Source organism: Rhizobium sp. SRDI943, from assembly GCF_057653695.1.
The window spans coordinates 1,519,345-1,539,050 of the sequence record NZ_CM172787.1 but is presented as its reverse complement, the minus strand read 5'-3'; the positions used below and the strand labels follow the sequence as shown (position 1 = coordinate 1,539,050).

The following is a 19,706-nucleotide window of genomic DNA, read 5'->3' as shown; positions in this document are numbered from 1 at the left end:
TCGCCATGGGAAAGGCACCCGCTTCGCTGAAAGCTCACATCACCCGGCTCGAAATGACGGCGCCGCCAAAGGCAAGCATGCCGGTGCCCGTCAATATCCAGACGGCGATCATGCGCGCTCCCGAGATCCCGCTGCCCTTCTACCGCTATCTCTACCGGCAGGTGGGTGCCCGCTGGCAATGGGTGGATCGGTTGCGCATGAGCGACGAGCAGCTTGCCGAGACGCTGAACGACAAGCGCAACAATATCAGCGTTCTCTACGTGAACGGCGCGCCCGCCGGCTTCTACGAATATTTCTGCGAAGACGAGGATATGGTCGAGCTCAGCCATTTCGGCCTGATCGAACATGCGCTCGGTCTCGGCATCGGCAAGTGGTTCCTGCTGCAGGCGCTCTATGCCATCTGGTCGCTCAATCCGAAGCGGGTCACCACCACCACCAACAACCTCGACCATCCGCGCGCGCTGCAGCTCTACCAGATGTACGGCTTCTCCCCCGTCTCGACCGGCACCGGCATCGTCCGGCCGCTCAGCGACAAGGAGCTTCTGGAGATTGCGCGGAAAAGCTGACGGCTTCTTTCCCTGACGTAGCCAGAGGCAACTAACGCTGCGTCAGGCTGTTCGGGCGGCGTGGGTCGTTGCGGCGCTCGAAATCGAGCGTGCGGCCCGACTGCTCCTTCAGTTCCGCCACTTCCCGGCGCCGAGCCCTGAGCTCTTCCAGTATTTCCGCATTCTGTTGCGCCAGCAGCGCGAGATCGATGTCGGGCAAGGGCTTCTCCTTTTCGTCATGCAGTTTTGCGGAATTCGATAGCAAATGCCAGCAATGTCGGCTTGACCCAAAGCCGACATTCACGCTGAGCGGAAATCACATAACGCACGAGGGACTGTCGCCGTACCGGCGGCCGCTGATCAGCCATGCGCGCGAATCGAATTGAATTCCGTGGGGTGTCTGGTGCGCCTCCAGCATGTCGAGCAGCCGCGCCCGTATTTCGGCTGTCGCGACGGAACGATCGAGGGCGTTCTTCACATTTTCAAATGTCTGAATCGTCGCCAATGCAGTCTCGGGATCTGGACCGTAGAACACAGGCTCGTTGATTTCACGAAACTCGATGGTAGCGAACCCTGCCGTTTCGAGCAGTCCAGACGTAACCGAGGGTTCGCTCAGCGAAAAGGCTTTGCTGGCCGCAACCGGACCGGTTGAATCCGGGTCAAGCGCCTCATGTATGGCGGTCGCCCACTCATTGCGGTCTCTGTCCTGCCAGACCATGAAAATGAAACGCCCACCCGGGCGTACGGCGTTGGCGATGTTGGCGAAAGCCACCGCCGGATCGGCGAAGAACATGACGCCAAATCGACTGATGCAAAGGTCGAATTCCCCTTTTGCGAAGTGGTAGTTCTGTGCATCCGCCACTTCGAACGTCGCATTGGGTAATCCCTCCTCGGCGCTGCGCCGGCGGGCAATCTCCAGCATCGTGACGGACAGGTCTATTCCGTGCGCTCGTCCTGCTTCAGCAGCGCGCGCGGCGTCACGTGTGGTTTGTCCGGCGCCGCAACCGATATCGAGAACACGATCAGACCGCCCCACCGCGGCGGCGACCCGAAAATGCGCGTTATGGAGAGCAAGCTCGGCATCATAGAAGTCCGCGAAGTTCAATGCTGCTTCTTCAGCCATCATCTGTCCCTCCAAACCGAAATTCGTGAGGCCGCCAGCCAGCGCACCCTCTCAAAACCGAACAGCGGCCCGACCCTGTGCCACCCGATCGTGTACCACGGTATGAAGACGCCAGACATACCCGGCGCAGCGACGAGAGACACGATCGAGCCGACGAGCAGCGAGAAGAAAGCTGGTCCATGACAGGCGTCGACCCGCTTGGGGGCGACCCGTGGTGACCCGCTTTTGGCGCACTCCCGCAGTGTCTGAGGTTACGCGGAGGGTGGAAGCGTGCGCTTTGAGGACGAAGCATATTCCGCGTTTCACTCGATCGCCCAATGCCTGCGGCGCGCAAGAATCGGGTGGCTTGCGCGCTCGTCGAGGTGCATTTCATGGCAATACAAAGGAGATCTATCGTGACCGCCATTCGTTTTGTTGCCATGCCGACGACCGACGCCGAACACCTCTGGAACGGCGGCCGCGACGCCTATGACAGGCTGCCCGAGACGATCGTTTCCGATGGTCCCGGTCATCCCTGCCGCCATTGCCTCGAAAATATCGATGCGGGCGAGGCGTTGCTGGTCTTCGCCTACCGGCCCTTCCCCGAACTGCAGCCCTATGCCGAAACCGGCCCGGTCTTCCTGCACAAGCAGCCTTGTGCACGCTATGCCGCCGAAGAGATCATGCCGCCGGTGCTGACGACGAGCCGCGACTTCATCGTCCGCGGCTATAGTGAAAACGACCGCATCGTCTACGGCACCGGCGCGGTGACCGCTATCGGCGATATTCCAGCCTATGGCGAAGAGCTGCTGGGACGATCTGGTATCGCCTATGTGCATGTGCGCTCAGCGCGCAACAACTGCTTCCAATGCCGGATCGACAAAGTAAAGGCGCCGGCCCTGGTGGAGGCCGGCGCCTGACCTGGAGTCAGCAAGCTTACGCTACGTTCAGTACGCTCTCCGGCGCGAAGGCCTCGTAGCCCAGCGCGTCGGCGACGGGCTTGCTGGTGATGCGGCCCTTGTGGACGTTGAGGCCGTTCCTCAGATGCTTGTCTTCGGCGATGGCGCGCAGGCCGCGATCGGCAAGCGCCAGGCCATGAACCAATGTGGCGTTGTTCAGCGCGTGCGCCGAGGTGACCGGCACGGCGCCCGGCATGTTGGCGACGCAATAGTGCACGACGCCGTCGACTTCATAGGTCGGATCGGAATGGGTCGTCGCATGCGAGGTCTCGAAGCAGCCGCCCTGGTCGATGGCGACGTCGACGATGACGGAGCCCTTCTTCATGCCGGAGAGCATCTCGCGGGTGACGAGCTTCGGAGCGGCAGCGCCCGGGATCAGCACGGCGCCGATAATGAGATCGGCCGAGAAGACTTCCTCCTCCAGCGCCTGGATGCTGGAATAACGCGTGTGGATGCGGCCGGCGAAGATATCGTCAAGCTGGCGCAAGCGCGGCAGCGACTTGTCGAGGATGCTGACATCGGCGCCGAGGCCGGCGGCCATCCTGGCGGCATGCACGCCGACAACGCCGCCGCCGATGACCGCGACCTTGGCCGGCAGCACACCAGGTACGCCGCCGAGCAGGACGCCGAGGCCACCATTGGCCTTCTGCAGCGCGGTCGCCCCTGCCTGGATCGACAGGCGTCCGGCGACCTCCGACATCGGCGCCAGCAACGGCAGACCGCCGCGCTCGTCGGTCACGGTCTCATAGGCGATCGCGGTAACGCCGGAGGCGATGAGACCCTTGGTCTGTTCAGGATCCGGCGCCAGATGCAGATAGGTGTAGAGAAGCTGGCCGTCACGGAGCTGCGCCCATTCGGCGGGCTGCGGCTCCTTCACCTTGACGATCATATCGCACTTTTCGAAGATATCCTTGGCGGAGGCGGCGATCTTGGCGCCAGCCGCGGCATAGGCGGCATCGTCAGCGCCGATACCGACGCCTGCCTTGGTCTCCACCCAGACATCGTGGCCGTGGGCAACATATTCGCGCACCGAAGCCGGCGTCAGGCCGACGCGATATTCATGATTCTTGATTTCCTTCGGGCAACCGACACGCATGCGCGTTCCTCTCAATTTTATCTCCGCGGCCGCGGATTTTTCAGATGAGGAATCCAACCATCAAGACAGTGAAATGTCCTTGCAAAGACGATTTGCGAAGACGCGATTTTTCGGCGATTATTGCATTTATCCTATCTTTTTTCGAAGGTTCTTCGAATGGCCGATCTCGACACCATCGATCTTGCGATTCTCCGGGCATTGCAGGCCAATGCCCGCATGACCAATGCCGAGCTTGCCGAAAGGATCGGACTGTCGCCTTCGGCCTGTTCGCGCCGGCTCGACATCTTGGAAAGAAGCGGCGTCATCGGCGGCTACCACGCGCGGCTTTCACACAAGGCGCTCGACTACAAGATGATCGCCATCGTGCATATCTCGCTCTCCGGCCAGTTCGCCAAGACACTGGCGGAATTCGAGGCAGCGGTGAAGCTCTGCCCGAACGTGCTCGTCTGCTACCTGATGTCGGGCGAATACGATTACATCCTCAGGGTCGCCGCCCGTGATCTCGAGGACTATGAGCGCATCCACCGCGACTGGCTGTCGGCCCTTCCCCACGTCGTCAAGATCAATTCCAGCTTCGCGCTCAGAGAAATCATCGACAAGCCGAATGTCGGCCTTTGAGGCCTTGCATCTTTGCCGAAAGCCTGCCCAGACTTTCGGCGCGCGCGGGCGCTTCCACTCAATGGCAAGTCATGACATCGAAGACCCAAGGCTATATCTTCGTTCTGCTGGCGCTCACCATCTTTTCACTGCAGGACGCCATCTCGAAACATCTGGCGACGGCCTATCCGCCGATCTTCGTGACGATGATCCGCTATTGGGCCTTTGCCCTTTTCACGATCATCCTCGCTTCGAAGATGCGCGGTGGGATCAAGGCGACGGCCCGCACCAAACGCCCCTTCCTGCAGGTGACGCGCGGCGTTCTGCTTGCAGTCCAGGTGGTTCTGGCCATCACCTGCTTTGCCGTGATCGGCCTTGCCCGTTCACAGGCGATCTTTTCCGCGACGCCGATCCTGATCGCGCTGCTGGCGATGCCGATCCTCGGCGAACGGGTCGGGTGGCGGCGGTGGGCAGCGATCGGCGCCGGACTGTTCGGAGTGCTGCTGATCCTGAAGCCCGAAGGCGAATTTTTCGACCTTAAGCTGCTTCTCGCCGTCCTTTCCTGCTTCAACTTCGCCTTCTACGTCATCGCCACCCGCCTGGTCAGCCGCGACGACTCGTCGATGACCAGCTTCTTCTATACCGGCGTCGTCGGCGGCGTCACGATGACGCTGGTTGGGCCGTTCTATTGGAGCTGGATGGCGCCGGGCGACTGGGGCTGGATGGCGCTCGTCTGCATGACCAGCATCTCCAGCCATTATTTCCTGATCCGCGCCTACGATGTTCTCGATGCCGCCGCCGTCCAGCCGCTGACCTATCTGTCACTTGTCTACGCTTCTATCTTCGGCATGGTGATCTATGGCGAAACGCTCAGCTTCAACATGATCGTCGGCTCGGCGATCGTGGTCGCCGCCGGCATCTTCACCGTCTGGCGCGAACATGTGGTGGGACGCAGGGCCGCTGCTGCCAATTGACGTTTCACTGCAATTTTAGCCAAGCCCCTAAAACCATTTCAATTTTCCGGCGCTATGCTCCCTGGCTATATCAAGGGAGACAGTATGACCCGCAACTTGAAAATCACAGCCCGAAAGGCCGATCGGAAAAACTGCCGCGTGTTCGGGCATGTCAAATACCTGAACAGCCAGGTGGATGCCCGCATCCTCAACCTATCGCCAACCGGTGCCGCCCTGGAGATGAAGGGGCCGCTCCATGCTGCCTCCGGCAGCAAGGTGCGCATCGAGGCCGAAAACCTCGGGCTGCTCGAAGGCATCATCCGCTGGAAGCATAATGGCCGCGTCGGCATCCAGTTCGACGTGAATTCGAATGCGCGGGCGCAGATCTCCTCCTATTTCCGCTTTTTCCATAAGGAGATGCGGCCGGTACTGGCAGTACGCCCGCTGGTTAGAACCGCCGTCAACGTCGAGCGGACGCCCCACTTAACAACATCGACGCCAAACTCGTAAGGTTGCCCGGCCTTTGCGCCGAAGGAGCGGCTGAGATGCTCCAGCGGCTGCGGTTGACGCTGACGCCGAGGATGACCGCGCCTTGCGTTTGCGGCAGCCTGGCGCCGAGTGACTGAACCATAAATTGCATTTCAGAGCCATGACGCTTTTCCGGCGGATTGTTTTCACGTCCTGTCATTTTCGCAGTGTACTCCTCGCCAAATCGTCCTAATTCTGACGGGCCGGACGATGCATGACCCTGAAGGAGAGTTTCCATGTCTTCCAATTTCGATGTTGGCGTAATGAGCCGCCGTTCCCTGCTCGGCGGCCTCGCCGCCACTTCCGCCCTGGTGCTGCTGCATCCTTTCAGCGCCCGCGCCAGCGCCAACCAGGCGCATCTCAGGCTCATGGAAACGACCGACATTCACGTTAATGTCTTCCCCTATGACTATTATGCCGACAAGCCGAACGACACGATGGGTCTTGCGCGCACCGGGACGATCATCGACGGCATCCGCGCCGAGGCTATCAACTCACTGCTGATCGACAATGGCGACGTGCTGCAGGGCAATCCGATGGGCGACTACATGGCCTATCAGCACGGCATGAAGGACGGCGACGTCCATCCGGTGATCAAGGCGATGAACACGCTCGGCTATACGGTTGGCACGCTCGGCAATCACGAGTTCAACTACGGCCTCGACTTCATGTTCAAGGTCCTATCAGGCGCGAACTTCCCCTTCGTCTGCGCCAACCTGACCAAGGGCCAGCTCGCCTCGGACCCGAAGCAGGACGATCTCTTCTTCAAGCCCTACATCATTCTGGAAAAGCAGATCAAAGACGGCGCCGGCAATGAGAGCCCCGTCAAAATCGGCTTCATCGGCTTCGTACCGCCGCAGATCATGCTCTGGGACATCAAGAACCTCGAAGGCAAGGCGCAGACGCGCGACATCGTCGAGGCCGCCAAGGCCTGGGTTCCCGCCATGAAGGAAGCCGGCGCCGATATCATCATTGCGCTCTCGCATTCCGGCATCGACGGCAGCGCACCATCCGAAAAGATGGAGAACGCCTCGCTGCATCTCGCCGCCGTCGATGGGATCGACGCGATCTTCACCGGCCACCAGCATCTCGTCTTCCCCGGCCCGAAGAGCTGGGACGGCGTCGCCAATGCCGACCCCGTCAAGGGTACGCTGCACGGCAAGCCCGCCGTGATGGCCGGCTTCTGGGGCTCGCATCTCGGCCTTATCGACCTGCTGCTCGAAAAGGACGGCAACAGCTGGAAGATCGTCGATTTCACCTCGGAAGCACGGCCGATCTATCATCGCGACGACAAGAAGAAGGTGGTTGCCGACTACGCCGACAAGAAGGACGTGGTCGAAGCCGCCAAGGCCGAGCACGAGGCGACACTTGCCTATGTCCGCACCCCGGTCGGCAAGACGTCAGCACCGCTCTATTCCTACTTCGCACTCGTCGCCGACGATCCCTCGGTGCAGGTCGTCAGCCAAGCCCAGACCTGGTACATCAAGCAGATGCTCGCCGACACCGAGTTCAAGGACCTGCCGGTGCTTTCGGCGGCGGCTCCCTTCAAGGCCGGCGGTCGCGGCGGCGCCGATTACTATACCGATGTTCCGGCCGGCGATATCGCCATCAAGAACGTCGCCGACCTCTATCTCTACCCGAACACGGTGCAGGCTGTTGCCATCACCGGCGCCCAGGTGAAGAACTGGCTCGAAATGTCAGCCGGCATGTTCAATCACATCGAGGCCGGCTCGAAGGATGCGGCGCTGCTCAATACCGATTTCCCCTCCTACAATTTCGACGTGATCGACGGCGTCACCTACCAGATCGACCTGTCGCAGCCGCCGAAATATGATTCATCAGGCAAGCCGATCCATCCGGACGCCAATCGTATCCAGAACCTCGCCTTCAATGGCAAGCCGATCGATCCGGCCCAGAAGTTCGTCGTCGTCTCAAACAACTACCGCGCCGGTGGCGGCGGCAATTTCCCTGAGATCACCGCGGACAAGGTGATCTTCCAGGCGCCTGATACCAACCGCGACGTCATCGTCCGCTATATCCATGATCAGGGCACGATCAATCCGTCGGCCGACGCAAACTGGACCTTCAAGCCGCTTCCGGGCACGACCGCGACCTTTGAAAGCGGCCCGAAGGCAAAGCAGTTCCTCACCGAGGTCAAAAGCGTCAAGATCGAGGATGCCGGCGAAGGGGCCGACGGTTTCTCGAAGTTCAGGCTGGTTCTTTAGGCCGAAGAGGATGCCGGCGAAGGCGCGCCCGCCGCGCCTTCGTCATTCGGCCGCGAGCGGTGTCGCGGGTTCCTGGAGTTCCGCCATCTGAGCATGGAAATCGGCCTGGTTCGGGCAATGGGAAAGCCGCGTGCGGAATGCGTCGATCATCCAGGTGGCGGCAGGTCCGGGCGGGTTGGCGAGCTGGCGCACCGAATATATGGGATACTCCCCCTGTTCGTAGGCATCCAGATCAAGATGGACGAGCGTGCCGCTGACGAGATCGCCATGAATCACGGAAGCCGGAAGGCCGCCCCAGCCAAGGCCGGCCTTGATGAGCTGGTGCTTCGTCGCTATATCGCTGACACGCCATGTCTTGTAGGAGAGAACGTTGAAATCGCGCCCCTTCGTCCGGCCCGACGCATCGGTGACGACAAGCTGCACTTCCTCGCGGACGTCGCCAAGCGTCAGCGGCCGGCCGATCCCGGCAAGCGGATGGTTGCGCGCGGCAACCGGCAACATGAAGGAATGACCGATCCGCTCCGTGACGATCGAATCGTCCTGCTGGACGACCGCGCCACCAATCCCGATCGTCGCCTTGCCGCTGAGGACGAGATCCATGACCATTCCGAGCTCGCCGACATTGAGGCTCAACGAAACGGATGGAAACATCTCGCGGAATTCGTGGAGTACATCCACCAGGGCTCGTGAAGGCACCATAACGCTGATGGCGACGGATACCTCCGCTTCGAGCCCTTCCCTCAGGCTCTTGACGCGCGCCCGCATGACTTGCAGGTCGCCCAGAATGCGCCGCGCATCCTCCAGCATCGCCTTGCCCGCCTCCGTCAGCTTCGGCTGACGCGCGCCGGAGCGCTCGAAAAGCGGCACTTCCAGCTGTGCTTCCAGATTGGCGATCGTATAGCTGACGACCGACTGCGCCCGGTTCAGCGCCCGCGAAGCGGCCGAGAAGCTGCCAGTCTCGGCAACAGTCAGAAACACCTGCAATTGGTCCAGAGTCGGGTTCGGCAGCATCTTCTATCCATTCCATCGATAGTTTCGATCGACATTATCACCGTTTTTTCGATAGCAGGCCAGACCTATTTTCCTCATCGAGACTACGGCTCACCTCCCAGCAACGGGCCGTCAAATCCCATTCGAAAGGAAATGCACCATGTCGTCCATCCTTCTTCTGACGTCCAGCCCGCGTGCCGAATCGCTCTCGACGCCGATCGCCGTTGATCTCGCCGAAAAGCTGAAGAACCAGAATCCGGGCAGCGTCGTCGTCCGCCGCGACCTTGCCGCCACCCCGCTGCCGCATATCGATGACCTCTTCACCGGCGCGATCCGCAAGCCGGCCGAGGCCCGCACCGCTGAGGAAGCCGTGGCCGTCAAGACTTCCGACGAACTCGTCAACGAACTGCTCGCTGCCGATACGATCGTCATCAGCACCGGCCTCATCAACTTCAACATCTATTCGTCGCTGAAGACCTGGATCGACAATGTCGCCCGCGCCGGCCTGACCTTCAAGTACACGGAAAGCGGCCCGGTCGGCCTCGCAACCGGCAAGAAGGTTTATGTGGTACTCGCCTCGGGTGGCGTCTACTCGCAGGGACCGGCCGCCGCCTTGAACCATGCCGTGCCGTACCTGAAGTCGGTTCTCGGTTTCCTCGGCATCAGCGATATCGAGACCATCTATGTCGAAGGCCTGGCCTTCGGTCCGGAAGCTGCCGAAAAGGCGATCGACGCCGCCAAGTCGCGCGTCCAGGAAATCGCGCTGGCGGCCTGATCGGCTCTCAAATGCTGCATGGAACGGCCGGCCTTGCCGGCCGTTTTTCATTTGTCGATATCGGCGACAAAATCCCGGACCGTTGCCAGGATCTCGGCCGAGAGTTCTTCGTCGGACGAAATCCTGGCAAGGCCGACGCCGCCGGCCATCATCGCGAAGGCCATGATCGCCTTGCGCCGCCTTTCTCCTTCGTCCGCTCCCGCAGCCTTGCCCGCCAATGACGCGAAATTACGCCTGAGCCCCTCCGTCGCGATCCCCCGCGCCTTCTCACCGCTGCGTGATATATCGGAGGTCAGCGCGGCAAAAGGGCAGCCCTCACCCGGATTGTCGCGGTGATAGGCGCTCACATAACGGTCGGCGACATCGGCGGCCGTCATCTCCGCCGGGTTCACCCCCTCGGCCTCCAGCTTGCGCCCCCATGAATCGAAAGCGGACTGGATCGCCTCGGCGACCAGATCGTCACGGGAGGCGAAATGCTTATAGAAGCCGCCGACGGTCAGCCCGGCTTCCTTCATCAGATCGGCGACGCCAATACCTTCGAGCCCCTCTTCGCGTAGTCGCTTCGACGCGATCTCGATAATCTTCTCGTGCGTCTTCTGTTTTTCCAGCTGCGAACGGCCCATCGGACATCTCCCCGGCACTGCCTATTGACTCATGTAGATTATTATCATAATCCTTATAGATAACGATCATAATCTATATCATTGTCAATTCCAAGAGGAGCAGAATCATGCGTCTAAGAAACAAGGTTGCCCTGATCACCGGCGGAAACAGCGGCATCGGTCTTGCGACCGCCAGGGTCTTCATCGACGAGGGTGCCAGGGTGGTGATCACCGGCCGCAACCCGGAAACGCTCGCTGCCGCCGAAAAGGCGCTGGGAGCCGGCGTATTGGCGCTGAAGGTCGATGTCACCGATGCCGCCGCCACCGAGAAGGCCTTTGCGGAAGCCGCCGGAAAGGTCGGCAAGTTCGACATCATCTTCGCCAATGCCGGCATCGGCGGCGCGACGCCGCTCGGCGAGACATCACTGGAGCAGTTCAACCAGATCATCAGCACCAATCTCACGGCGGTTTTCTTCACCGTGCAATCGGCCCTGCCGCACCTCAATGACGGCGCTTCCGTGATCCTCAACGGTTCCGTGCATGCCGTGCTCGGCGCTCCCGGCTGGACAGCCTATGCGGCGACCAAGGCGGCAGTCCGGGCCATGACGCGCAATATGGCATCCGAGCTCGCACCGCGCGGCATCCGCGTCAATCAGGTAACGCCCGGCGGCACGAAAACGCCGATCTGGTCGCCGATGGCCCAGACGGAAGACGCCATGTCGGCGCTCGAGGCGCGCATCGGAGGCATGAGCCCGCTCGGCCGCATGAGCGAAGCCGACGAAATCGCCAAGGCGGCGCTCTATCTGGCTTCGGATGATGCGGCCAATGTCACCGGCATCGAGATCACCGTCGACGGCGGCATGACGAGTGCCCCCTCCGGCGCCAAGATCTTCCGCGCTGCCTAAGTGAGCCGGGCTGGGCAGGTCAAACTTGCCCGGCCCCTTCGTCGGCCTCGGCCACCCGTCATAGAGTGCTTGTATTGTCTCCTACGGATCCTTTGTTTCGTTCTTGCGTCGCACGGTGGGCAACACGAAACAAGACGATTGCAAAATTCAGGACGGCAAGCAGAAGCACGACGTACAGCATGGTCTGCACGCCGGAGGAAACGATCAGATTGCCGGCGATCAGTGGAAAGCCGAAGACGCCGATGGAATAGGCGAGCGAAAATAACAGCAGCGATTGCGGCATAAGGCCGGCGGGAGCCTCATTGGCCGCCAGGCCGTTGATGACGGAATAAGTCAAGCCATAGCCCACTCCCAGCATCGCCGCGCCTCCCAGATAGGCAAACTGATTTGATGTCAGCATCAGGAACAGCACGATCGATGCCAGCGTCAGACTTGTCAGGACCACAAGCGAATAGAGTGGGTCTTTCTTGACCACATATCCCGCCACGAACAGCCTGCTCAGAATCGCGGCGGACATGAAGCCGATGAAGAACAGGGAGTAGTCGAATCCGTGCGCCTTGGCGTAGCTGGTCTGAAAGCTGGACAGCCCGCCGAAAATCGCGCCGCCGATGCCGACCATGACGATGGAATAGATGGCCCGCGAGCCGATCACCTCGCGTGCTGAGCCAAATGAGATCTTGTTAACATGGGGCAAAATCTTGCCGGCATTGGTCAGCCGGATATGGAGCAAAAAGTAAAGCGCACCGCCGGCGAGACTGGCAAGGAACGCAAATGCGAAGGCCGCCTCGATCGGCATCGACCAGCTGGTAGCAATGCGGCCAATGATCGGTCCGGCTCCGATGCCCGACATCATCGATCCCGAAAGCAGGGCAAAAAACCGGATCCGATGTTCGGGTTCGACGATCGCGGCGACCAGAATAGGGCCGAGCGCATAGAAGGTGCCCCAGCCTATGCCGAGGATGAAACCGACCACCATCAGGCTCAGCCCAGCTGAGGGAACCATGGCGAATCCCAGCGCTGACGCGGCAAGAAACAATCCCGAAACAGCCACCGCCCGCGCCGAGCCAATGGCATCCGCGATGTGGCCGGACAGGATCACGAGAATGACGGTGCTGACAGTCGCAGCCGAAATGATCAGGCCGGCCAGCGCCTCGTCGCCACCACGCTGGCCAACCAGCACCGGGATCAGAAAGGTCACGCCATAGGCAATCGAAAGAAGAAACCCTCCGATGCACAAAACGGCAAACTCGCCGCCATCGACTTTCTGTGCTGCAACTGAATCACTCATGTCCACGCCCCTCGCAGGAAAGCTCATCCGGAATGCTGCGGCAATGGAGATCACGTTTGTGTTATGCTAACAAGCCGTTTTTATGGCTCTCATAACATGTTGAAAATACGTAAATATACGGGAATGTGTTGCTGTTTACGCAACATCCTAAACACCCGCGGCCGACCGCGCTGCGCTGATCGACGAGCCCACCAGGTCTAACTGAGTTTCACCACGCCGGAGCGGCCGACGACACAGTTGCGGCCGCTCTTCTTGGCCACATAGAGCCTGCCGTCGGCAGCCGTCAGCACGGCGGTGAAATCGACGCCGTCCTCGTCGGCAGTCGCAACACCGATGCTGACCGTGATCGGCCTGTCATCCGGCGTCTTGACGCTGGTTGCAATCGTCCAGCGCAGGCGCTCGGCAAGCAGCAGACCTTCCTCGTGGTCAGTGCCTGGACAGACGGCAACGAATTCCTCGCCGCCGAAGCGGAAGACGCGATCGCTCGAGCGCAACGTCGTGCCCAATCGGGCGGCGATCGCCTTCAGCACCTCGTCGCCCTGGAGATGGCCGTAGCCGTCATTGACATCCTTGAAGTGATCGGCGTCGAGAATAAGAACGGTGGCGTATAGCCCCTGCCTCAGCGCCTCACGCAGCATCAGCGGCGCTTCAACCTCCATGCGCGTCCGATCGTAAACGCCGGTGAGCATGTCGCGGCCGGTGCGCTCCAGAAGGTCGTTATAGCGCTCGCGGAACGTCAGGTCGCCGAACACGTCGCTGATGGAGCGTGCGGACCCGCCCGCACCGACACGGCGAATACGATACTCATAGAATGCGAACATCGCCGCGTAGAGGCAGACGGCAAGCATTTTTGCCTTCCATCCGCCCCAGAATGCGGCGATCGGCACATCCAGGAAGTAATGCAGCGCGGCGAAGAAGCCGATCTGGTCGAAGGTCAACAGCGCGAACCCCGAAATCAGGAAACGCAGGACGACCCGGCGGCGGAAGAAATCGCCGAGTTTTTCGTAAAGCAGGATGATGCCGAGCGAATCGACATAGAGCAGCGCCGTGCCCCAGACCATCAGCCAGCCCATCTCCTTGAGGAAATCGACGTCGGGTGTGAGGTTGGTCGATATCTGCAGCGGCTGATGCAGTTGCAGCACCCAGGCAATACCGACGGTGAGCAGGTTGCCGAGGAAGAGACCGTAGATCGGCTGGCGCACCGTCGCGGCATCCTCCTGCAGGTAAAGCATCAGGATCATCATCAGCTTGCCGGAGAAGAAGACGGATGAGCCCGGCGACACATCCCCGAACGGCAGCGAAACATAAAACACCGCCGCCAGATAGGTCTCCATGAAATGCATGACGCCGAGCGCCGTCAGGAAAACCCCGAGACCGAGCCGGTGACGGAAATGCAGAAGCGTCACCATCAGCACGAAATAGGCGATGGCTTCGACGACGAAGAGAAGGAGGTTGAGTGTCTCCATCATGAGACCTCGGCTCCGGACGTTCGGCCTCCTGCTGGCGCGGTGATCGCGACAGAGAATCCTTTGGTCAATCGTCCGAAACAGTCAAACACGGGGGTGTCCTGCAAATCCTGCAGGCGATACCTTTCAGCGCAATCCTTTAAGATTGCGTGAGTGAGAACGCGCTCGCTGGAGAGCACCCCGGTCACACAGGAATAGTTACAGCCGGTATCAAGGACCCATCCCCGGATCCCGATTTCAGACCTGACGAAGCTTCTCGCCGTCGCCAAAGAGCGACGAACCATGCTGATCGATGATCTGCTGCGCCTTGCGCACCGTGCATTCGAGCGCGTCATCGGAGGAGGAAAACAGATCGGCGCGGATGAAATTGCGCACCAGTACCTCGTCGCCGACCTTCTTTTCGATGCGGCCGGCAAGGCGATACTGGCCGCCTTCCTTGCGCGGCTCGGCATAGATCGTGCAATCGCCGTAAAGCTGCGGCTCGCCGGAAGGGCCTGCTGCCTCCGAAGCCGGTTTGCCGCCGCCGGAGAACATCGAAAAGATATTTGAAATGAACGAAGCCATGCTCCGCCTTTAGCACGACGATATCGCTGTCGCCAAGTCAAATGATCAGGTTGGCGAGGATCTCGTTTTCGGTGATATCCTCGTAACCCATGCCGGCTGCTTCGAAATTTCCGATCAGCCGGGCGAAATTCTCTGGCGCCTTGGTTTCGATTCCGATCAGGATGGAGCCGAAGTTGCGCGCCGATTTCTTCAGATATTCGAAGCGGGCGATATCGTCGTCGGGGCCGAGCAGATTGAGGAAATCCCGCAGCGCGCCGGGGCGCTGGGCGAGGCGCAGGATGAAATATTTCTTCAGCCCTGCGTAACGCATGGCTCTTTCCTTTACGTCAGGCAGGCGCTCGAAATCGAAATTGCCGCCGGAGACGACAGCAACGATGGTCTTGCCGCGGATCGCTTGGCCGTCCATCGCGGCGATCGCCGTCAGCGACAGGGCGCCGGCCGGCTCCAGCACGACGCCTTCGACATTCAGCATTTCCTGAATGGTGACGCAGATGGCGTTCTCCGGCATCAGTTGCACTTGGCTTGCCGGGAAATCGCGAAGAGCGGCGAAGTTCAGGTCGCCAATCCGCCCCACCGCCGCGCCGTCGACGAAATTGTCGACCTTGGCAAGTGTCACTACCGCGCCCGCCTCAATGCTGCGCTTAAGGCTCGGCGCGCCGGCTGGTTCGGTGAAGACAAAAGCCGATTTTGGCACGGTGCCGTCGAGATAGCCGGTGATGCCGGCAGCAAGTCCGCCGCCGCCGACCGGCAGGACGACCATGTCTGGCACCGTTCCTTCCGGCAGCTGCTGCATGATTTCGGCGGCCACCGTCGCCTGGCCTTCGATGATGTCGGCATGGTCGAAAGGCGGCACCATGACACCGCCGACCGCCTCTACGTGTTCGCGCGCGGCCTGGTAGCACTGGTCGAAGAAGTCGCCGAACAGCCGGATGGTGATGAATTCGGCGCCGAACATACGCGTTTTGTCGATCTTCTGCTGCGGTGTCGTCACCGGCATGAAGACGACGCCCGGTACGCCGAAATGGCGGCAGACGAAGGCAAAGCCCTGAGCGTGATTGCCGGCCGAGGCGCAGACGAAGGTCTTGCCGGCCGCACCCTGCCCGATCGCCTTGCGGAAGAAATTGAAGGCGCCGCGGATTTTGTAGGAGCGCACCGGCGACAGATCCTCGCGCTTCAGCCAGATATCGGCACCGTAGCGGGCCGACAGATGATCGTTGAGCTGCAGCGGCGTTGCCGGAAACAGGCTGCGCATTGCCTCTTCGGCGCTTTCGACATCAAGTCTCGTCACGGGCGTGGTCCATTCTCATGAGTAACCGCTGCCGCTATGGCATAGCCGGACCGGCAAAAGAAAGCCCGTTTCGGTCATTTCCGGTTCTCTCCCGGACCGGTTCGCTCCGAGGAAGGCTTTCTTAAGCCAATCGCGAAATTGGCGGCACATGAACTGATTTTAACTGTCAATGAAAAGGGCGGCCACTTATATGAAGCTATGATGATCTTCAAATTCGCAAAACCGCTCGCCTGGCTGCTGCTCGCCTTCATCATCTTCGCTACGGTTTCCCCGATCGGAGAGAGGCCGGACACGGTCACCACGGTCGATGTCGACCGTGCGGCCGCCTATCTTCTCGTCGGCTTGGCCTTTGCGCTCGGTTATCCCAAACAGTGGAAGATGGTGGCGGTGCTGCTGATCGTCGGCGCATTCGCCATCGAATATCTGCAATATCTCGCGCCTACCCGCCATCCGCGCCTGCATGACGCGAGCATCAAGGCGATGGGCGCAGCCTTCGGGCTGCTGGCTGGCTGGGTGATCAACAGGTGGCGCGAGACCAAAGCGCCAAACGCGCTTCCTTTCGCAGAACGCTGATTATCTCGAGTTAGAAATCGCTCAACTGCACTGCCCAGAAGAACAGTGGTATCGCAGCTATCGCAGTTCCGAGAACAAGTGCGACGCTGGTCTTGAAGATCCGGATGCGCCGAACCCTGGTCCCATTCCAATCGTAAACCATCGTCTTACTCCCACAAGACAATACTTACTCAACCGCCTTACTGTCGCGGCGCAATCCTTGCATCGAAAATGTCATTGTCAAGCAAAAACACGCTTTTACGCGCAGATACGGGCAGATTCAAAGTGGATAGTTGTGGTGCGGGCGACGGGGGTCGAACCCGTACAGCCAAGGCCGAGGGATTTTAAGTCCCTTGCGTCTACCAGTTTCGCCACGCCCGCTTGCGGCATTTTCAATATCTTGCGTCATGGGCGATGGGAAGAGCCGGGAGGCGTAAAAATCGCGCCTGTTTTGGCCGGCAGCACCGACGAATGATCGGCCAAGCATTTCCGCTCGAAAGCCGCCACCGATCAAGGGCCGCCAGTCTGTGGACAAAAAGAGGCGCGGCGAGTTCCACGCCCGCCGCGCCTTCATTATTCCAGCATCAAAGATCAGGCGAGCTTGGCAGCAAGCTTGGCGATGTGGGCGCCCTGGTATTTCGCGCCTTCCAGCTCGATCTCGGAAGGCTGGCGCGAGCCGTCGCCGTTGGTGATGGTGGAGGCGCCGTAAGGCGAGCCGCCCTTGACTTCCTCTGTGCCCATCTGGCCCTGGAAGGCATAAGGCAGACCGGCAACGACCATGCCCTGGTGCAGGAAGGTGGGGATGAAGCCGAGGATGGTCGATTCTTGGCCGCCGTGCTGGGTTGCCGAAGAGGTGAAGACCGAACCGAGCTTGCCGACAAGCTTGCCGGCGAACCAGAGGCCGCCCGTCTGATCCCAGAAATTGCGCATCTGCGAGGCGACCGTACCGAATCGGGTGCCGGCGCCGACGATGATGGCGTCATAGTCCGCCAGTTCATCGACGGTGGCGATCGGAGCGGCCTGGTCGACCTTGTAATAGGAAGCCTTGGCGACGTCTTCCGGAACCAGTTCCGGTACGCGCTTGACGGTGACCTCGGCACCGGCCGATTTCGCGCCTTCGGCGACGGCATAGGCCATGGTTTCGATATGGCCGTAAGCCGAGTAATAAAGAACGAGAACCTTCGCCATCTTCTATCTTCCTTGAAACATCGTTGAATTTCGTGCCCGACGTGACTTCTATCAGCGCGCCTGGTTGAACAAAGCCCCGCCCTCAAGAACTCAGTGTTCAACACCCGGAGACGAAAATTCGCTTGCGGTTTTCATTTCGGCAAAAATGACGCATCGCCCGAATTTAAAAGTTAGAGCATCATGTCGTCCGAACCCGCCTGCACTTTTCGGCATCATGCTCTTGGTGTTTGCAAAGCGACCGAACGGCGCTACCTATTCCCCAGCCTCACATCACGGAACATCCTATGAGCCAAGACATCGTCGTCACCGCCGCCATGCTCGCCATCGGCGACGAACTTCTCTCCGGCCGCACCAAGGATAAAAATATTGGCCATCTCGCCGATTTGCTGACGCTTTCCGGCATCGATCTCAAGGAAGTGCGCATCGTCGCCGACGACGAGGACGCGATCGTCGAGGCGCTGAACGCGCTTCGCGGCAAATATGATTATGTCTTCACCTCGGGCGGTATCGGGCCGACGCATGACGACATCACCGCCGACGCCATCTCCAAGGCTTTCGGCGTGCCCTGCGAATATGACGAGACGGCGATGACGCTGCTTGCCGAGATGTATCGGCGCCGTGAAATGGAATTCACCGAGGCGCGCCAGCGCATGGCGCGCATGCCGCGCGGGGCTGCCCATATTCCCAATCCGGTCTCGACCGCGCCCGGCTTCATCATCGGCAACGTCTACGTCATGGCCGGTGTGCCGCAGGTCTTCCAGGCGATGGTCGACAATGTGCTGCCGACGCTTCGAACCGGCACGCCGGTGCTCTCGCTCGCCATCGCCTGCCCTTACGGCGAAGGTGAGATCGGTACGCCCTTGACCGCGATCCAGAAGGCACATCCGGAAACCAGCATCGGCTCCTACCCGCGTTATATCGGCCAGAAATTCTCGACCGAGATCGTCGTACGCGGCCGCTCCCAGGCGGTTATCGATGCAGCCGGCACCGAGGTGCGGGCGATGATCGACACTATCCGCCAAAGGAAGGACATTGCCGAAAACCATTCCGCCGAGGCTTGAGGGCAACGCCGGAACCTGGGGCATCCTTGATCCCTATCAAGGAACAGGAGAACGGTCCGGCGCATTCCTTCCCTCGCGCAAGCCATTTCAGCGCAAGGAGAATTGATATGTCTTACAAAACCATTCTCGCCATTCTTGATACATCGGACAATAGTACCGCGGTTGCCGATTTCGCATTTGCCATCGCTGCTGAAAGCGGCGCCCATGTGATCGGCCTGCATGCCGAAATCATCTCCGCCGTGCCGCTGGTGGCGCCGATGGAAATCCCCGATCCCGTTGCCGTGCAGGCGCTGCAGGACATGGCGCATAGCGAAACGATTGCGGTTGAGCACATCTTCAGGGCGAAAGCGGAGGCATCAGGCGCCTCCTCCGAGTGGCGCAGCTTTGCCACATCGACCGGATACGGCTCCGCGCCGCTGATCGAAAGTGCGCGCAGCGCCGACCTCTTGATCGCCTCGCAGGCCGACCCGGCCAGACCTTCCGACAGCCACGTCGACGTCGACAGCTTTCTCTTCGAAACCGGTCGGCCGGTGCTGATGATCCCCTATATCATCCGCCAACCGAAGCCGATCAAGCGCGTGCTGATCGCCTGGAACGGTTCGAAGGAGGCGGCGCGCGCGACCTTCGACGCGCTGCCGATCCTCAAAGCCGCCGACGAGGTGGAGATCTTTTCGGTCGATCCGGCCGACACGGCGCTGCAATCGCCGCTGACGGCAGGCGCCGACATCGCCGCGACGCTTGCGCGTCATGGCGTGAAGACGACGCTTTCGACGGCACAAAGTGTGGACAAAAGCGCATCGCATGTCATCGAGAACCGGCTTTCGGACAGCAGCATCGATCTTCTCGTCATGGGCGCCTATACGCACTCCTGGCTCTGGCAGATGATCTTCGGCGGCACGACCAAGACCCTGCTGCAATCGATGACGGCGCTGACCCTGTTGTCGCGTTGATTGGCTGCTCTTGCCTTTTGCCGGCAAATCCCGCTAATTGCGGCGACCGATGACAGCTTCGAGCTCGGCCCC

The 19,706-nt window shown here is 60.5% G+C and carries 22 protein-coding genes and 1 tRNA gene; 11 read left to right on the top strand and 12 right to left on the bottom strand.

Annotation, left to right across the window (positions count from 1 at the left end; translation table 11 throughout):
- Positions 1-5: 5 nt before the first annotated feature.
- Positions 6-566, top strand: a complete 561-nt coding sequence (locus AC245Y_RS07815) for a GNAT family N-acetyltransferase (protein ID WP_017993718.1) — start codon at positions 6-8, stop codon at positions 564-566.
- A 31-nt stretch (positions 567-597) separates the two neighbouring features.
- Here AC245Y_RS07815 and AC245Y_RS07810 read toward each other — a convergent pair whose 3' ends face one another.
- Both AC245Y_RS07810 and AC245Y_RS07805 read right to left on the bottom strand, forming a co-directional pair.
- Positions 598-765 (bottom strand): hypothetical protein, encoded by a 168-nt coding sequence (locus tag AC245Y_RS07810; protein ID WP_172643733.1) that lies wholly within the window; start codon positions 763-765, stop codon positions 598-600.
- A gap of 96 nt (positions 766-861) precedes the next feature.
- Positions 862-1,671, bottom strand: coding sequence for a class I SAM-dependent methyltransferase (locus AC245Y_RS07805; protein ID WP_017993717.1), 810 nt, complete (start codon positions 1,669-1,671; stop codon positions 862-864).
- A gap of 392 nt (positions 1,672-2,063) precedes the next feature.
- On the opposite strand from AC245Y_RS07805, the gene AC245Y_RS07800 reads away from it, so the two are divergent.
- Positions 2,064-2,567 (top strand): DUF1203 domain-containing protein, encoded by a 504-nt coding sequence (locus AC245Y_RS07800; RefSeq protein WP_012757171.1) that lies wholly within the window; start codon positions 2,064-2,066, stop codon positions 2,565-2,567.
- Between the two features lie 16 nt (positions 2,568-2,583).
- Here AC245Y_RS07800 and ald read toward each other — a convergent pair whose 3' ends face one another.
- Positions 2,584-3,702, bottom strand: coding sequence for an alanine dehydrogenase (gene ald, locus AC245Y_RS07795; protein ID WP_017993716.1), 1,119 nt, complete (start codon positions 3,700-3,702; stop codon positions 2,584-2,586).
- A gap of 156 nt (positions 3,703-3,858) precedes the next feature.
- Between ald and AC245Y_RS07790 the strand changes: the two genes are divergently transcribed.
- The 4 genes from AC245Y_RS07790 to AC245Y_RS07775 all read left to right on the top strand — a co-directional run bounded on the left by AC245Y_RS07790 (position 3,859) and on the right by AC245Y_RS07775 (position 8,005).
- Positions 3,859-4,320 (top strand): Lrp/AsnC family transcriptional regulator, encoded by a 462-nt coding sequence (locus tag AC245Y_RS07790; RefSeq protein WP_017993715.1) that lies wholly within the window; start codon positions 3,859-3,861, stop codon positions 4,318-4,320.
- A 71-nt stretch (positions 4,321-4,391) separates the two neighbouring features.
- On the top strand, positions 4,392-5,273 hold the full coding sequence (locus AC245Y_RS07785) for a DMT family transporter (protein ID WP_017993714.1): 882 nt from the start codon (positions 4,392-4,394) through the stop codon (positions 5,271-5,273).
- A gap of 84 nt (positions 5,274-5,357) precedes the next feature.
- Positions 5,358-5,762 (top strand): PilZ domain-containing protein, encoded by a 405-nt coding sequence (locus tag AC245Y_RS07780; protein WP_017993713.1) that lies wholly within the window; start codon positions 5,358-5,360, stop codon positions 5,760-5,762.
- 254 nt (positions 5,763-6,016) lie between these two features.
- Positions 6,017-8,005 carry a bifunctional 2',3'-cyclic-nucleotide 2'-phosphodiesterase/3'-nucleotidase gene (locus AC245Y_RS07775; RefSeq protein ID WP_017993712.1) on the top strand — a complete coding sequence of 663 codons (1,989 nt, stop codon included), beginning with the start codon at positions 6,017-6,019 and terminating at the stop codon, positions 8,003-8,005.
- Positions 8,006-8,047: 42 nt separating this feature from the next.
- Here the strand turns inward: AC245Y_RS07775 and AC245Y_RS07770 are convergent, their stop codons facing one another.
- Positions 8,048-9,016 (bottom strand): LysR family transcriptional regulator, encoded by a 969-nt coding sequence (locus AC245Y_RS07770; RefSeq protein WP_017993711.1) that lies wholly within the window; start codon positions 9,014-9,016, stop codon positions 8,048-8,050.
- A 139-nt stretch (positions 9,017-9,155) separates the two neighbouring features.
- Here AC245Y_RS07770 and AC245Y_RS07765 point away from each other — a divergent pair, with 139 nt between their 5' ends.
- Complete coding sequence (locus AC245Y_RS07765) at positions 9,156-9,770, top strand: FMN-dependent NADH-azoreductase (RefSeq protein WP_017993710.1); 615 nt, start codon at positions 9,156-9,158, stop codon at positions 9,768-9,770.
- Between the two features lie 47 nt (positions 9,771-9,817).
- Here AC245Y_RS07765 and AC245Y_RS07760 read toward each other — a convergent pair whose 3' ends face one another.
- The gene (locus tag AC245Y_RS07760; RefSeq protein ID WP_017993709.1) at positions 9,818-10,393 is read right to left on the bottom strand and encodes a TetR/AcrR family transcriptional regulator; all 576 of its coding nucleotides are present in this window, start codon (positions 10,391-10,393) and stop codon (positions 9,818-9,820) included.
- Positions 10,394-10,500: 107 nt separating this feature from the next.
- Here AC245Y_RS07760 and AC245Y_RS07755 point away from each other — a divergent pair, with 107 nt between their 5' ends.
- Entirely contained in the window at positions 10,501-11,277 is a 777-nt protein-coding gene (locus AC245Y_RS07755; protein WP_012757162.1) for an SDR family oxidoreductase, read from the top strand.
- Positions 11,278-11,335: 58 nt separating this feature from the next.
- On the opposite strand, the gene AC245Y_RS07750 is transcribed toward AC245Y_RS07755, so the two are convergent.
- The 4 genes from AC245Y_RS07750 to ilvA form a co-directional block, all read right to left on the bottom strand.
- A complete protein-coding gene (locus AC245Y_RS07750; protein WP_026157324.1) occupies positions 11,336-12,565 on the bottom strand; it encodes an MFS transporter in 1,230 nt (409 codons plus the stop codon).
- A 197-nt stretch (positions 12,566-12,762) separates the two neighbouring features.
- Complete coding sequence (locus AC245Y_RS07745; protein ID WP_017993707.1) at positions 12,763-14,034, bottom strand: GGDEF domain-containing protein; 1,272 nt, start codon at positions 14,032-14,034, stop codon at positions 12,763-12,765.
- A 234-nt stretch (positions 14,035-14,268) separates the two neighbouring features.
- On the bottom strand, positions 14,269-14,595 hold the full coding sequence (locus AC245Y_RS07740) for an HlyU family transcriptional regulator (protein WP_003538786.1): 327 nt from the start codon (positions 14,593-14,595) through the stop codon (positions 14,269-14,271).
- A gap of 37 nt (positions 14,596-14,632) precedes the next feature.
- On the bottom strand, positions 14,633-15,883 hold the full coding sequence (gene ilvA / locus AC245Y_RS07735; protein ID WP_017993706.1) for a threonine ammonia-lyase: 1,251 nt from the start codon (positions 15,881-15,883) through the stop codon (positions 14,633-14,635).
- A 138-nt stretch (positions 15,884-16,021) separates the two neighbouring features.
- Here ilvA and AC245Y_RS07730 point away from each other — a divergent pair, with 138 nt between their 5' ends.
- A complete protein-coding gene (locus tag AC245Y_RS07730; RefSeq protein WP_017993705.1) occupies positions 16,022-16,456 on the top strand; it encodes a VanZ family protein in 435 nt (144 codons plus the stop codon).
- 10 nt (positions 16,457-16,466) lie between these two features.
- Here the strand turns inward: AC245Y_RS07730 and AC245Y_RS07725 are convergent, their stop codons facing one another.
- The 3 genes from AC245Y_RS07725 to wrbA all read right to left on the bottom strand — a co-directional run bounded on the left by AC245Y_RS07725 (position 16,467) and on the right by wrbA (position 17,623).
- A complete protein-coding gene (locus AC245Y_RS07725; protein ID WP_017993704.1) occupies positions 16,467-16,598 on the bottom strand; it encodes a hypothetical protein in 132 nt (43 codons plus the stop codon).
- Positions 16,599-16,731: 133 nt separating this feature from the next.
- Positions 16,732-16,816 (bottom strand) — tRNA-Leu (locus AC245Y_RS07720).
- Between the two features lie 210 nt (positions 16,817-17,026).
- Positions 17,027-17,623: an NAD(P)H:quinone oxidoreductase type IV gene (gene wrbA / locus AC245Y_RS07715; RefSeq protein ID WP_017993703.1), complete on the bottom strand. Its 597-nt coding sequence runs from the start codon at positions 17,621-17,623 to the stop codon at positions 17,027-17,029.
- A 284-nt stretch (positions 17,624-17,907) separates the two neighbouring features.
- Here wrbA and AC245Y_RS07710 point away from each other — a divergent pair, with 284 nt between their 5' ends.
- Together AC245Y_RS07710 and AC245Y_RS07705 are read left to right on the top strand one after the other, a co-directional pair.
- Positions 17,908-18,684, top strand: coding sequence for a competence/damage-inducible protein A (locus AC245Y_RS07710; protein WP_017993702.1), 777 nt, complete (start codon positions 17,908-17,910; stop codon positions 18,682-18,684).
- A 107-nt stretch (positions 18,685-18,791) separates the two neighbouring features.
- Positions 18,792-19,634: a universal stress protein gene (locus AC245Y_RS07705; RefSeq protein WP_017993701.1), complete on the top strand. Its 843-nt coding sequence runs from the start codon at positions 18,792-18,794 to the stop codon at positions 19,632-19,634.
- The last annotated feature ends 72 nt before the right edge of the window (positions 19,635-19,706 follow it).

What these genes read in the sequence shown, in the direction of transcription:
- AC245Y_RS07770 (WP_017993711.1), bottom strand. Translation starts at nt 9,016, where the DNA reads ATGCTGCCGAACCCGACTCTGGACCAATTGCAGGTGTTTCTGACTGTT.
- AC245Y_RS07750 (WP_026157324.1), bottom strand. Translation starts at nt 12,565, where the DNA reads ATGAGTGATTCAGTTGCAGCACAGAAAGTCGATGGCGGCGAGTTTGCC.
- AC245Y_RS07725 (WP_017993704.1), bottom strand. Translation starts at nt 16,598, where the DNA reads ATGGTTTACGATTGGAATGGGACCAGGGTTCGGCGCATCCGGATCTTC.
- wrbA (WP_017993703.1), bottom strand. Translation starts at nt 17,623, where the DNA reads ATGGCGAAGGTTCTCGTTCTTTATTACTCGGCTTACGGCCATATCGAA.
- AC245Y_RS07790 (WP_017993715.1), top strand. Translation starts at nt 3,859, where the DNA reads ATGGCCGATCTCGACACCATCGATCTTGCGATTCTCCGGGCATTGCAG.
- AC245Y_RS07745 (WP_017993707.1), bottom strand. Translation starts at nt 14,034, where the DNA reads ATGATGGAGACACTCAACCTCCTTCTCTTCGTCGTCGAAGCCATCGCC.
- AC245Y_RS07815 (WP_017993718.1), top strand. Translation starts at nt 6, where the DNA reads ATGGGAAAGGCACCCGCTTCGCTGAAAGCTCACATCACCCGGCTCGAA.
- ald (WP_017993716.1), bottom strand. Translation starts at nt 3,702, where the DNA reads ATGCGTGTCGGTTGCCCGAAGGAAATCAAGAATCATGAATATCGCGTC.
- AC245Y_RS07740 (WP_003538786.1), bottom strand. Translation starts at nt 14,595, where the DNA reads ATGGCTTCGTTCATTTCAAATATCTTTTCGATGTTCTCCGGCGGCGGC.
- AC245Y_RS07755 (WP_012757162.1), top strand. Translation starts at nt 10,501, where the DNA reads ATGCGTCTAAGAAACAAGGTTGCCCTGATCACCGGCGGAAACAGCGGC.
- AC245Y_RS07760 (WP_017993709.1), bottom strand. Translation starts at nt 10,393, where the DNA reads ATGGGCCGTTCGCAGCTGGAAAAACAGAAGACGCACGAGAAGATTATC.
- AC245Y_RS07705 (WP_017993701.1), top strand. Translation starts at nt 18,792, where the DNA reads ATGTCTTACAAAACCATTCTCGCCATTCTTGATACATCGGACAATAGT.
- AC245Y_RS07785 (WP_017993714.1), top strand. Translation starts at nt 4,392, where the DNA reads ATGACATCGAAGACCCAAGGCTATATCTTCGTTCTGCTGGCGCTCACC.
- AC245Y_RS07780 (WP_017993713.1), top strand. Translation starts at nt 5,358, where the DNA reads ATGACCCGCAACTTGAAAATCACAGCCCGAAAGGCCGATCGGAAAAAC.
- AC245Y_RS07775 (WP_017993712.1), top strand. Translation starts at nt 6,017, where the DNA reads ATGTCTTCCAATTTCGATGTTGGCGTAATGAGCCGCCGTTCCCTGCTC.
- AC245Y_RS07805 (WP_017993717.1), bottom strand. Translation starts at nt 1,671, where the DNA reads ATGATGGCTGAAGAAGCAGCATTGAACTTCGCGGACTTCTATGATGCC.
- AC245Y_RS07710 (WP_017993702.1), top strand. Translation starts at nt 17,908, where the DNA reads ATGAGCCAAGACATCGTCGTCACCGCCGCCATGCTCGCCATCGGCGAC.
- AC245Y_RS07765 (WP_017993710.1), top strand. Translation starts at nt 9,156, where the DNA reads ATGTCGTCCATCCTTCTTCTGACGTCCAGCCCGCGTGCCGAATCGCTC.